Annotated in this window: 11 protein-coding genes; 10 read left to right on the forward strand and 1 reads right to left on the reverse strand. The window is 44.2% G+C overall.

The window, feature by feature from the left end; translation table 11 throughout:
* The 10 genes from T487_RS0109005 to T487_RS0109050 all read left to right on the forward strand — a co-directional run bounded on the left by T487_RS0109005 (position 1) and on the right by T487_RS0109050 (position 11,911).
* Positions 1-681, forward strand: a complete 681-nt coding sequence (locus T487_RS0109005) for a hypothetical protein (protein WP_242848040.1) — start codon at positions 1-3, stop codon at positions 679-681.
* Between the two features lie 12 nt (positions 682-693).
* Entirely contained in the window at positions 694-2,949 is a 2,256-nt protein-coding gene (locus T487_RS0109010; RefSeq protein ID WP_051651624.1) for a zinc-ribbon domain-containing protein, read from the forward strand.
* A gap of 532 nt (positions 2,950-3,481) precedes the next feature.
* A complete protein-coding gene (locus T487_RS0109020) occupies positions 3,482-3,823 on the forward strand; it encodes a hypothetical protein (RefSeq protein WP_143004622.1) in 342 nt (113 codons plus the stop codon).
* A 14-nt stretch (positions 3,824-3,837) separates the two neighbouring features.
* Positions 3,838-4,314 (forward strand): hypothetical protein, encoded by a 477-nt coding sequence (locus tag T487_RS16700; protein WP_242848041.1) that lies wholly within the window; start codon positions 3,838-3,840, stop codon positions 4,312-4,314.
* Positions 4,315-4,386: 72 nt separating this feature from the next.
* Positions 4,387-5,184: a zinc ribbon domain-containing protein gene (locus tag T487_RS16705; protein WP_278245030.1), complete on the forward strand. Its 798-nt coding sequence runs from the start codon at positions 4,387-4,389 to the stop codon at positions 5,182-5,184.
* Between the two features lie 13 nt (positions 5,185-5,197).
* A complete protein-coding gene (locus T487_RS0109030) occupies positions 5,198-5,557 on the forward strand; it encodes a zinc ribbon domain-containing protein (RefSeq protein ID WP_031576611.1) in 360 nt (119 codons plus the stop codon).
* A 442-nt stretch (positions 5,558-5,999) separates the two neighbouring features.
* Complete coding sequence (locus tag T487_RS15935; protein ID WP_051651625.1) at positions 6,000-9,938, forward strand: flagellin N-terminal helical domain-containing protein; 3,939 nt, start codon at positions 6,000-6,002, stop codon at positions 9,936-9,938.
* A 308-nt stretch (positions 9,939-10,246) separates the two neighbouring features.
* Positions 10,247-10,408 carry a hypothetical protein gene (locus T487_RS16445; protein WP_155953257.1) on the forward strand — a complete coding sequence of 54 codons (162 nt, stop codon included), beginning with the start codon at positions 10,247-10,249 and terminating at the stop codon, positions 10,406-10,408.
* A 143-nt stretch (positions 10,409-10,551) separates the two neighbouring features.
* On the forward strand, positions 10,552-10,893 hold the full coding sequence (locus tag T487_RS0109045) for a PadR family transcriptional regulator (protein WP_036909344.1): 342 nt from the start codon (positions 10,552-10,554) through the stop codon (positions 10,891-10,893).
* A 1-nt stretch (position 10,894) separates the two neighbouring features.
* Positions 10,895-11,911: an HAAS signaling domain-containing protein gene (locus T487_RS0109050; protein ID WP_031576617.1), complete on the forward strand. Its 1,017-nt coding sequence runs from the start codon at positions 10,895-10,897 to the stop codon at positions 11,909-11,911.
* Between the two features lie 72 nt (positions 11,912-11,983).
* Here the strand turns inward: T487_RS0109050 and T487_RS0109055 are convergent, their stop codons facing one another.
* Positions 11,984-12,898, reverse strand: a complete 915-nt coding sequence (locus tag T487_RS0109055; protein WP_031576618.1) for a cation diffusion facilitator family transporter — start codon at positions 12,896-12,898, stop codon at positions 11,984-11,986.
* Between the last annotated feature and the right edge of the window lie 26 nt (positions 12,899-12,924).

Genomic DNA, 12,924 nt, shown 5'->3' on the forward strand with positions numbered 1-12,924 from the left:
ATGAAATTGAAGAAAGGCTTGATTGCCGTGCTAATCACGGCCAATGTGATTATGCTGGTCGTCGGTATACTCACAATACCGCCCAATCTACGGTCAGCAGACGGAAAAGAACCTCCGGCGCCGGGGACGGAGCAAACAACACCCGTCACACCATCGCCGAAGGAAGAAGCGCCGCCCACGCCCACGGAGAGCGGAGATATTCCCGCGCCGGAGGAAACTGACACGAGCTTATCCACGGAGGAACACCCCGATTTGGAAGACTTCCTCTGGTACACGGAGGATGTGGCTTATGACGGGGTTCCGTCCGATGCGAATATCATAGACAGCATCGACCTGTTGACCGGGAGCTGGAAAGCGTTGATTGTTTACGATCCCAACAACGAATACGATGCGGGCGCGATGGAGTTTCTCAACATCGCTCTTGCTGGTACTGCGGAGAGTCTGAGCCTCACGCTCGACTGGTATCAGATTTTTTGGGCTAACGAGGGAGAGAGCTTCGACGAATCGGACATGGAGGACAGCGTATTTCTTGGCAAGTGGGAAACCGGCGGCCTGTGGGCGTCCGGAGCGGGAACCATTCGCCTAACGCAGTTCTACGAGCAAAGCGGAAAACAATACGCCATCGGCACGATGGACACGCCAGACGGAATACCGGCGCTTGTGGCGCTGGTGCGGCCATAAGGAGGTGCGGACGTGGGTAAATATTGTACGAATTGTGGCAGGGAGCTTCATACCGGCGCTCGCTTCTGCGCCAAATGCGGCGCTTCGGCGCTTGAGGCGCCCGTGAAGCCTGTTCCCGAAGCACAGCCGAAACCTGCGGCACAGCCTCAAAAACGAACTCCACCGGCAGCGCCGCCAAAACAAAAAAACGCCGCAAAACCGAAAAGAAACGGTGGGCGAAATACGCTTTGCATCGTGCTTTCCGTCTTGCTCGTCATACAGATTGCGGCGGTGGCGCTCTACGGCTGGCCGGGGTTTATGGTGGGCGGTGGGGTCAAGCTCCCTTCCATACAGAAGATCGACAGCTTTACCTTGCAGGAAGGGCAGACAGCAGTTTCAACCGACAAAGGTGTGATGATTGATTTTGGACCATACAATTCAATGGACGGAGAAAAGGTTTCAATAAAAGAGCTGTCCGAAGACAAGGACAGCATTGAAGGTGGTACACGCACGGCATATGACATTTCTGCCGGTGAACGCACTGAGTTTGACGGTCTATTGACTATCACTCTGCCCTACGTCGAGAGTGAAACCGATCCCTCCGATGAGGAAGGCTCCGTGCTTGCGGAGTACTACAACCCCGAAACCGACCAATGGGAGCTTGTGGACTACACCGTAAACACAACCGACAACACCGTTACCATCACCACCGACCATCTATCGGCATACTGCACCGTCACCCTGACGGACTCACATTCGCCCTACGCTCTGCTGTCAAAATTCACAAGCAAGCGTCTGGACGATGAAACCGCCCTTGCCCTTTTGCGCGAGTTTGAAACATCCGGGAAGCCCGGTGAGGTAGGTGACAGTCTATTGAGAGAGTTCTACGGACAACTCTTAGACATTCCAAATCTTGGTGACCCTGAAGCGGGGTTGCTTCATGAGGTCTTTAGCTGGCTGACAGACGCGTTTGAGCTGGCAGAGCAGGGTGTCGGAAACAAATACTTTTCAAGTCTTTGGGAAAAAGGCGGTTATATGCTTTTGGGGCTTTCCGCGTTATCGCTGGGCGACACTATGATCGACGCATACAAAGGCAACGAATCCGCTGAAACGGTGGCGGCGGAGGCGTATAAACTGTCCTACAATGTGGGCGTGGCGGTACTGGACTATAAAAAAGTCACCACCGGCATGGTTCAGCTCTCCATGCTGGGGGTCATTGCTCTCGATTATTCTCTGAACAAATTCATGGTGGCAGCTGACCAGACTTATAAAGACGCCCTGTTTAATGTGGTCATTGCTTACAACGAGAAAATTCATCCATGGACGGAGGCCGAATGGTACGATCGTATTATGGGACTATACAGAACACGAGGCAACAATCCTGAAAAGTTTAACGCCGCTCTACGCGGTATTATGGAGAACTACAGCTCCCGTTACTTCTACGACAACCCGGAGGAGCAGCTTGTAGCAACCAATGAGGCAGGTCTACATGCCTATACTACGGGGCTTCTCCCCGAAACAGACGCCGCCCGTGAGTATTGCATCGAGCAATATATGGCCCGTTTGGGCGAAAGGCTTCAGCCTGTACTGGACAACGTTATTAAGAAGATAAACTACGACAACCGTAAGACTTACAGCGCGAATGCCACTGAGCTGCGGCAGGCACTCAATGCACCGCTGGAGTTTGAAATAATTGAGGGGATTCCTGACGGTGAAAAGAGCAAATACGCGGGCTGTACCGTTGACATCCGCCGGCCCGATGCCCAAATAGACAAAAATTGGGCGACGGTTCTGGACAAGGATGGGCGGGCAACAATAGACGCCACCATCTTAGGGTATATGCAAGCGGGCATCCCCACACAGCTCCGACTATGGAACAAGGACGATGACGAGTTTGAGGACGAGCCGTTACTAACAGAAACTTTTCAGGTGACGGAAAAGCTCACGACTATCGTGCTGGGTCAGAAAAACCAAATTGAAGCACAATGGTTTACAGGCGGCTGGAACAGAGTTTATTCTGATAATACAGACACCGGTAATGCTGAATTTGATTTGTTCCTTGAGATTCTCGATGACACAAACTGTTCTTATCGTTTTAATTACGGTGGAAGTCCAACTACGCAATATAGGACAACCACGTATAGTTTTGATTCTGCGAAGCGAACGTTGGAAATGGATACATGGGACATGGGCAACATCGTCTTGACTGCATACAGCAAGGACGAGGGCGAATACGGAAAGGACTTTATCCGTTCGAATTTCTTTGAAGTGTTCGTGCGTGTCAAATAAGCGGGCAGGGCAATATTTGTTGAGGACCTTCAAAGTGATGGAAATGACCAAGGTAATCTTGCTTGGGAATTCGGGTATTACGCCAAAATAGTTTGAGGGATCTTGGTCAAGAGATCCAGAATATGATCCACATCCGGATGTGTTTGGTAAAATACGGGATGAATAAACTTACACATACATCCTAGGGGTTTACAATAAGAAACATACCTGGGTGATGATCAGCATAAAACCAGCAGCTACATCTTTGATCCTCCTACAAGAACAGTCATTGTAGAAGATGCGCTTGGATATGAGGGGGGATTATGGTGATCGGAAAAGATCAGGCTAAAGGGGAGTATGGAGCAGATTATATAAAAATCAGAACAGGTGATGGAGATCAATCTTTTACAATGGAAGATGTGATTCTCATGTGAATCTCATGAAATAAAGTTCAACCATGCGGTAGAATTATCCCAGAAGAATCGCAGGCGATATTATGCGAAAGGAAGAATAAGTGAGCAAGATGAGAATAGTTTTTACGAGAATTGTATCCATGATTATGCTGATTTGCAGCTTAACGATGATGTGGTGGTGTTTGAATCTTATTGACAATGCCGCACTGGAGTACACTTATGGCGGAGCAGGTTGCTTTGCTGCTGCAATGTTGTACATTTTTTCTATCGTAACTGCTATTGCGGGGCTGAGATGTGCCAGGAAGTCCTGCAAGTACAGCTGGTGCCGTACGTTTGGATATATCCAGCTGATTGCAGGCGTGCTGCTGTTACTTCCGCTTCAATTCTATGTCGCTATTACAGCACCGCCTCTTGTACTATTAACCGCACTTTATTTATTCTGTGTGGGATGGCGAGAAAAGTGGACTGTTTCTGAAGTGTGAAAGGAGGCGGCTATATGTCAAAGAAGAAAATGAAGAAGAATATTCCACTTCCCATAGTGATACTCATTTCTACAGTACTGCTGTTTGCGATGTATCTGAGCCTATCCACACTGTCGCTGGCAATCTGGGGTGACAGTGTCATGGGCACAGTAGATCGCTATGATAGCCGTAGTGATGATGTGACAGCAGAGAAAAACCGATCCCGTACGGTTTCCAAAGGCTATTGGTTTGTGGTAAATGGGAAGGAGTACCGGGGAAATGTGATATATAGCAGTGATGAGGCGTGGACGAATTTGGGCGAGGGGGAAACCCGTTCTGAGCGCATCCGATACATTGCCCGAATCCCCTATATCAATAAGCCTGCAGCACTGAGTGATTTCGATGAGATGGGTGAGATGGCAATCATCTATCATATTCTCTCCCCCATAGGTTCTCTGCTGCTGTTAGTTTTTGTTCTACATACAGCCAGACTTGGATATAAGAAAAATTAAAATGGATGAAACTTGCTGAAAATCCGAGCTGTATGTTGAGCTTTAATAGTCGAATCAAGGAGTGATATGGATATGTTTTGTCCCAACTGTGGAAACAAATTAATGGATGGTGCTTCATTCTGTTCAAGTTGTGGTGCTAAAAAAATGTCCAAGACCTTTGATGTGTGTAAGACGTGCGGTAGAGAGTTACAGGAAGGTGCTCAGTACTGTATCAACTGCGGGAAGTCCGTGGGCTCTGAATCGCCTGAACCGATGGTGGAAAGGGGATTAGCAGATTCTGGATCTCCAGAGAGCGGTACCGGACTAGTCGGCTTTTCCGAGCGGTATAACTCATCAGAGATTCTCAGCACCGCTCAGAAAAACAAAAAATTCTCCATGGGATGTATGTGGATCCTGGTTTTCGTTCCACTCATAGGTTTTCCTATCGCCGGTATTATGGTTGAAGAGGTTCCATTTGGAGAGTCTCTGGCCATCGGGGGAGTCATTGCATCTGTCATGCTGATTGTCAATGTACTGGCGCTTCGTAAGAGTAAGAAGCCTATGTGGGAAGGGGTGGTGGTCCATAAATACAGTAAGACGAAATATGAGCATAGGGGAGGCCAGGATGATAATGACCGAACTTATACGGAATATACCACGGTCATTAAAACAGAGGCAGGGAAGAAAAAGACTATCGTGGAAAAGGACAGCGGGCGGCATATGTATGATTATCTCTCCGTTGGTGACAGGGTGCGGTTTCATCCCAAATTCGGTACATACGAGAAGTACGACAAATCTAAAGACCGTATCATTTACTGCAATGTCTGCTCCATGATGAACCCCATACAAAATGACCGCTGCAAGCGGTGTAATAACCTATTATTTAAATAAGGAGGATTTTATAATGGAGAGATTTGACACGCTGCTGGAGGCTGCGGAGTTTTCGGCAACACGCTGCACAAGCTGGAGTTTTGCCACTTCAAATGATAGATACGATGTAAAAGGCTTGCTGGTGCTTGCCGAAACAAGCGATAGTGAAGACCCAATCGATGAGGATAGCTTTTATGTGGTATCGCCTGCCGGAGCTATCGGCTTATGTAACGACGGCGAGGACATCGATTGGCTGTTTCTGTCTGACGCTGCGCCGAATGAGGATCTGCCGCTGACATACCAAGCTGAGCCGCAGATAAAGTTCTGCTCGAAATGTGGCTCCGGCGCTGTTCTCGGTGCTCGATTTTGCGGTCAGTGTGGAACAGCGCTATGAAAATAAAAGGCTAATTTGGATGTGGTTTTAGTTTTCCGTAATCAGTGTGCGTTGCTTTTTGAAATTGAATTCTTCCAAACGAGGGGTGTGCAAAAGAGGTGCAAATTTTAACGATTTGATTTGAGCGGTGCATTTTATCAATAGTTAGTGCCTTTGCCAGAAAAAAACTCTTTGTGTAAACAGAGAGTTTTTTTGCGTAATGATGAAGTGAAAAGGATATATGGTGGACAAAAGATTCAGAGTGATATCTCTGTGTAATAATATATAGATATTAACATAATAATTAGTAGGTATTCAATAAAAAGTAAAATAATTTACAAATAGGGTTAAAAGATATAATTTTTCTTCGATATCTATACTGTGGTAGGATTGCCACGGATCTCTTTCGTAGAGATGCAGGCTTCTTTTTCAAGAAGCAGAGTATGGATGCAGGAGTGAAGACATGAGGATAAGTCAGAGTCTGTTCTATGGGGACCATCTGAGAACCATTGGACAGAATAGAAAGAAATCAATGGAAAAGCTCAGTTCGGGGCTTGCCATCAATCGGGCGGGGGATGATGCGGCTGGGCTTTCCATCAGCACAAAGTTAAGTGCCCAAGTACGGGGCATCAGTCAGGCCAGAAGAAACATCATGGATGCCAAGGGGCTTCTTGATGTGGCGGAGATGGGGCTGCAGGGTGTAAATGAAGCACTTCATAGAATGCGTGAACTCTCTGTTCAGGCAGCTTCCGATACCCTTTCGGATCTTGATAGAAGGGTGGTACAGCTGGAGATGGATGAAGTGAAGAAGGTTATCTCCAGTACGATAAAGAATACGAGTTTCAATACGCAGATGGTCATGGGAACGGATAAGCCTTCCTATATCCATACTGATTTCAGAGTGAAAGAGAAAGAGATTGGTGTGATTAGAACTTCAGAAGAATACAGTCAGATAATGGAGAGCGTTCAGCCTTGGAGATCTCACAGCTCTTCCGTGGCAACTAAAAGCAAAGAGATCTTGATGCAAAGCTATGAGCTAAGTCATGAAGAGATTTCGAGTCGTATAGTAACTGAGTTTCATCCAGAGTTTGATAAAACCTATGATTTTACAATTAAGGCTATAGAAGAAGAGTTTTTAGGGTTTAGTGATGAAGGAAATGTGATACTACAGTCAACGAGGCATCAGGGCCAAAAGTACAGTGTTTCTGATGATGGAAGCCTTTCTGCGACATTTATCCCAGTTGAGGAGATTACGAAGGACGATGATTTCGAAAAATCATGGAGCACTACTTACTCAGTCCAGGGGAAAGCTGAAGTATCGGATCATCGAATTTTCATGCAAGTCAGTTTTGGAGATGTCTACAAGAATTTTGAAGTGATAGAAAATGGAGGAAATATCAGTAATCTGGAGTTTAAGTCCATGGATAATAGCCGGGGGTTTCTGGGAAATTATACTGTGAGTTATGAGAAAGAGCTGCATGATGAGGATGGTAAGCCTGTCCTTGATGAATTTGGAAATACTCAAATAGTTACCATCGAAGAAGTTAAGAAATTCGATGTTCAATGGAGTATGAATAATGCGAAGCTTGATATTATTGGAAACGAAGTGATTGAAAGCGATGAACTAGAGATCTCCTTTTCAGATGAAGCCCAAAGTGCAATAGTTACTGAAGCGGTTACCTATTCTATAGAAGAGAAGTTCAATCTTAGGGTGGACACTGACAGTGGAAATCTGGTGATAGAGAACAGTGATGGTTCTTTAAAATATCTAGAACTAACAGATGTAGATGTGGATAAGCAGGTTTCCTTTTCTAAGGACGGATTGAAGCTGTACTACGTTTCCAAAACCGACGGACGAATACAAGAGATTGATTTAGATTATAGTGCTCATTTTTCCTTGGATTCCACAATGAACTTTCAAGCCTCTTTGAGTATTCAATCAGGAGAAAAAAAGCAGACGGTAACAGGACAGGAGTGGTCCTATTATGGTCCATTACTGCCTATGTATAGAGTGGATTCAGATCGACCGTCCATAGAACTTAGAGACAGTAACAATGAAATAATCAAATATGGGAGTTCAGTTGGATTTACAAGGGATCCTTACCGGATTCAATTACATGGGATGAAATTAGACCAAGACATGAGCATGAACTATGTCAATACTGAAGTAGTTGATATATTGGGAAAATTTGATTTTTATAGAATCAACGGGAAAGATAGTATTGACTTAACCATCAGAAATTTGAACTCTGGCAGTGATGTGGAGAAGATCGCTGATGAAGATGTATATTATCTTACAGGCCCTGATCCGAGCGAGCATAAAACAGATTATGTCTTGTTGGAAGAATCCACATCAGGGTACAAACTGAAACTTTTCGGCAAGTACCGATTAGGGGTCTATGAGAATATTTCGTACTCTTATATCAATCAGGATGCAAATAAAATGATGATTGAACCTCATATCGATCTCTATGAAGATACAAACAGTCCTAATTTGCTTGGCGCAATTCAAGTATTCTTTCGAGAAGAAGAAGTTTCGTTTTTACCAAATGGAGGAGAAGGTGACGGCTATACCTATGATCCTATTTCAGGTGAAATAGAACTGAAAGGAAATGCCAGACTCCTGACAGGGGATGCGACAAAACTTCGGATTGAGTATTATGAAAGTACAGATGAAGATGTGCAAACCTCCAAGATTCCGATTTTTCAAGGTTTTGATTCCAAGGTTCTTAGTGAAATGTACGAGCTGCAGAGCTCTGGAAAAGCTTCATTACTGGTAAGAAGGAATGGTGAACTCATTCCATTCGATGTTGCGGATGGATTTTCCTACACTTCAGATGAGCCTTATCAAATAACCTTGCACGGCAGGTACAGACCTAATGTTCGGGATACCATGGAAAACTATGATTACAGTGTTTCATTTGTTGGTGATATGATTGGAACACAAAATCAGAATGGCCGATATGAAATTGATCTGACGGTGGACTCGAATCAGTACATAGAATATTATTATGATTCTCATGATCTGAGTCATAGCATTCAGTTGACGAAAAGCGATACTGTGATAGATTTCCTGGGGGAGATCAGTGGTGAAGATGATGTAGATGATGGTAAAAATGGTTGGTACTACCACAAAGAGAAGAAGAGAGTAGTTCTGGTAGGGGAGGCAAGACCTTCTGTCTCTGAAGGGGTGAAGGCTGAGTATCTGGTGGGAAATACAGGGGATGATAATAGAACTTTTGATTATAAGCTCAACCAAATCCCCAAATACTATGGATTAGAAGAAGAGGAGGATCCAAATAGTTTACGGGTCTATATCACTGACCCCATTACATCGAAGAAAACTGAAGTGCCGTTTTCAGCTGAAAATGGGTTTTCACTAGATCAACAAACCAATACGATAAGATTACAAGGTGCATACAAGCCTTTAGGTGGAGAAGATCCTCTCATCGAAGTATTCTATGTCAAAGACGACTTTAGTGTGAAAATTCATGAAAAAGAGGAAGAGACTCATGAAATCAATAGGGTTTTTATTGGTGAAGATTATGAAAGTTCTGTAGAAGTGAGTCCTGATAACTACATCTATGAGAATGGAGTCATCACCGTGGTTGGAAGCGCAAGGCCTGATGTGAATGACATAGAGGACCGAAAAATCAATGTCTATGTCAAACACTCGCCACCGAAATATGTGGAGATAGACGACAGCAGTTACCGGTACAATCCTTATGTGGATCAATGGATGAGTACTGAGGAAGTGAAAGCGGATATTCCAAAGGAAAAGATTAAGATCAAAATCAAGAATATTGATGTGACAGATGAGAAGTCTGGTGAAAGTATTCAAACCAAGCCTATAGGGGCGCAGTATTTTGATGAGGAAGGGAATCTGAAGGAAGAATATTTCTACTTGGAAGACGGAAAAATCAGATTCAGCTATGACTTGGAGTTTACGGAGGGAAATCATCAGATCACCATAAGTTATGAAGCGAAGCAGGTCAGATCCTACGAGGACCAGCAGTTCACGTTTCAAGTTGGTGCGGGATCTCGCCAGGGGCTGAATGTGAAGATCAATACCATGGAGAACATGCTCTTCACCACAGATCAGCTCCGGCTGGATACCAGAGAATATGCGGATCACACCATTAATATTGTGGATGGTCTTCTACAGAAAGTGCAATCTGAGATGGGATCTCTGGGGGCGATTCAGAACAGGTTAGATGCCGCATCAAGTAATCTTGCGGTACTGGAAGAGAACACTACTTCAGCGATGGGCAGAATTTTAGACGTGGATTACGCCAAGGAGATGATAATCCAAATAAAAAATTCAATTTTAGAGCAGGCTGTGATGGCTCTTCAGGTACATCAGCTCAGCAACAGTGAAAGTATATTAAAGCTGATTTCTTAATAAGAATTATAAAAAAATAACAAACAAACGAAAAAAGCAATCTTTCCAATTAGAGGGGATTGCTTTTTTGTTTTATATATTAATAACACTAAAATAAAAATATGAATATTTAAAAACAACTTTATTCATATCTGTACAAGCTATGAGGTGAGTCGTATTGAATCTAAATATAATCCGTGATATTATTATAGTAAATTTTTAAGAGTTTATTCGCCATAAAAAATATGATTTAAACTATTTACGGAATGGATGTGTTTATAAGCATAAGTATAAGTATATATAATGAAGTGTTATTAAGGTGAGTGTAAGTGACATCATTAAAAAACGGGGGAGAACGTATGCCGTATTATCATTTTAAAAAAATCTGGACACCGCTGGAGATGTTTGGTCTGAAACTATTCAGAGAAACCGAAAAGAAAGAGTTTTGGTATAGCTTCAGAAGCAACAGAAAGAGACCATTATTCAGATAAATAGATTGTGTGTTAGATCAGCAGGCCGATTATGGGAAACCTATAATCGGCCTGCTGATTTTTTAAGTTTGTGTGAAGTACGATAAAATAATATTGACATTAGTGTATGTCATACACTATAGTATGAGTAAGAGGTGATGAGAATGAATACCATGGATGAACTGCTGAATTCGTTTCTGATTGAGCTGAAGCGTGGAACCCTAGTGCTGTCGGTCCTCAGTCAATTGAGTGAGAAGGAATACGGCTATTCACTTGTACAGAAACTGGAAGAGAGAGGGGTGCCCATTGAGCCTGGAACCTTGTATCCTCTTCTTCGTAGACTGGAGAAGCAGGAGCTTCTTACCAGTGAATGGGATACCACAGAAAGCCGTCCCAGAAAGTTTTATGTGCTCAGTGAAAAAGGAAGCCGGGTTTTTACAGTCTTAAAGAGTGAATGGCTGGGACTCACAGCCACCATGGATGATTTGCTGAAGGAGGGAAAATAAAATGGAAATGATGGAAAGATACATTTATGCCGTAACCAAATATCTGCCAGAAGCCCAAAGAGAAGATGTGGCCATGGAGCTGAGAGGGAATATCCTCGATATGCTGCCGGAAAGCCCATCAGAGGAAGAGGTGCTGAAGGTTCTGAAGTCCTTAGGAAGTCCAAGAAAGCTCTCAGAAGAGTACAATACCAGAAAGAGATACCTGATTGGACCTTCTTATTTTGATAAATATCTGGAGGTGCTGAAGCTTGTGGTCAGCATCGTCATGATTGTCCTTCTTGTGGTGAATCTGGTTTCCTTTGTGGTTGGCACATCTACGGAAACCTTCGGAGTGGGAGAAATTGGACGGCTCATCAGCACAATCATTTCTTCCAGTATTTCAGGAGGACTTCAGGCTGCTTTCTGGGTTACAGTTTCCTTTGTGATCCTGGAAAACACAGCTGCAGAAGAAGGATATCATGAGCTCTTCAAAAAAGAATGGTCCCCTAAAGATTTGGCTCCTGTGCCTTCCAGCACTTCCCTGAAGATCTCCAAGGTGGAGGCTGCCATCTCTTTGATTGTCACCATCATCTTTATGGTTTTCCTCTATATGGGATCCGACAAGTTTGGTATTTTCTGGATGAAAGATGGAGGCACCCTGGAAAATATTCCAGTGTTCAACTTAGAGAGACTGCAGAGCTATCTTCCGCTTTTTTGGATATTTGCAGTAGCCCAGGTGATCTTATTTATCTGGCAGATGGTGAAAGAGTATTGGGACATGCCCATGGCCATCTTTAACCTGGTCTTTGAACTGGGGTTCTGTATCCTTGCCATAGTGATACTTACCGACGGGGCACTTTTCAATCCTGCGCTGTACACGGAGCTTCAGGAAAGTATGGGACTGGCTCCAGAGGTTGCGAGAGAATGGATCACAAGAGGAAAGATCTTTACAGGGGTCCTCATTGTCGTACTGAGCCTCATTGACAGCCTCAGCACACTCTATAAAGTAAGAAAAGGGATGAGAAAGAAAGAAGCATAGAAGAAAGACCGGGAAAGCTTTTAAAGGGAGCTTTTCCGGTCTTTTTCATACAATCTATATCAGTCTATGATGTTATAGCGCATATTTTCTATTTGAGGTGAAGGCCACGGTGATCCACTTGTCTGTCTTGATGGAATGAAGCTTTTTTTCCAGCTCTTCCCGGACAGCATCCTGCTGTTTGATGGTCTGGACCAGGGAGTGTTCATCCACGATGAAGTCAATTTCCACCCGAAGAAGCTTTCTTCTTTTGGTGACTCGGAGAAAGGACTCCTTCATTTTATATTTTCTCTCCATCTCCTTTGTCAGTGCATCCAGATTTCTGGCAAGCTCTCCTTCGGGAGAAACGCCCAGCACTTCTTTCATGGCCATGCGGATGGAGACAAAAGGCACTTTGGCAAAGCTTGCTGCTGTGACCAGTACGATGAGAGGATCGATGTAGTTCAAGTAGGCAGGATACACGTTAAAGTGATCCAGCACATATACCAGGATAAAGGTGACCAGAACACCAAAACTTGCGTAGGTGTCAAAGAGCCACTGGGAGGATTCTGCACTGAGAAGTCCTGAGTTTTGCTTTTTAGATTGCCTTCTTAGATGTAGATACATGATGAGGCAGGCCAGGGAAGAGAAGATGGCATAAAAGAGGGCCATATCTTTATCCACTGGACGGCCGCCAGTTAAGATGGCATAAACAGCTCCGATGACAGAAGCGCCAAGCATGATGAGAATGGCGGAGTATTTCACAATAATCACCAGAGGCTCCACGATGGACTTGCCAAAAGGGAACTTCTTCCAGTCATTTTTGGACATGAACCTGGCAGAAGCCAGAGACAGATAAGAGAGCACCACACTTAATAAAGAATAGAGTCCGTCGAACATGATCATTTGGGAACGGGTATAAAGTCCGGCTCCAACGCCGATGACGGAAAATAAAATGGATAGAATCAGGGAGTGGAATAAGAGCTTTTTTTCTGTTACTTGTGTCTTCATGATACTTTTTGCGGTTTCCAAACTCA

The organism is Proteiniclasticum ruminis DSM 24773, assembly GCF_000701905.1.
GTDB classification, from domain to species: Bacteria; Bacillota; Clostridia; order Clostridiales; family Clostridiaceae; genus Proteiniclasticum; species Proteiniclasticum ruminis.

What these genes read in the sequence shown, in the direction of transcription:
- T487_RS0109050 (WP_031576617.1), top strand. Translation starts at nt 10,895, where the DNA reads ATGGAAATGATGGAAAGATACATTTATGCCGTAACCAAATATCTGCCA.
- T487_RS0109020 (WP_143004622.1), top strand. Translation starts at nt 3,482, where the DNA reads ATGATTATGCTGATTTGCAGCTTAACGATGATGTGGTGGTGTTTGAAT.
- T487_RS16700 (WP_242848041.1), top strand. Translation starts at nt 3,838, where the DNA reads ATGTCAAAGAAGAAAATGAAGAAGAATATTCCACTTCCCATAGTGATA.
- T487_RS0109030 (WP_031576611.1), top strand. Translation starts at nt 5,198, where the DNA reads ATGGAGAGATTTGACACGCTGCTGGAGGCTGCGGAGTTTTCGGCAACA.
- T487_RS16705 (WP_278245030.1), top strand. Translation starts at nt 4,387, where the DNA reads ATGTTTTGTCCCAACTGTGGAAACAAATTAATGGATGGTGCTTCATTC.
- T487_RS0109055 (WP_031576618.1), bottom strand. Translation starts at nt 12,898, where the DNA reads ATGAAGACACAAGTAACAGAAAAAAAGCTCTTATTCCACTCCCTGATT.
- T487_RS0109045 (WP_036909344.1), top strand. Translation starts at nt 10,552, where the DNA reads ATGAATACCATGGATGAACTGCTGAATTCGTTTCTGATTGAGCTGAAG.
- T487_RS0109005 (WP_242848040.1), top strand. Translation starts at nt 1, where the DNA reads ATGAAATTGAAGAAAGGCTTGATTGCCGTGCTAATCACGGCCAATGTG.
- T487_RS15935 (WP_051651625.1), top strand. Translation starts at nt 6,000, where the DNA reads ATGAGGATAAGTCAGAGTCTGTTCTATGGGGACCATCTGAGAACCATT.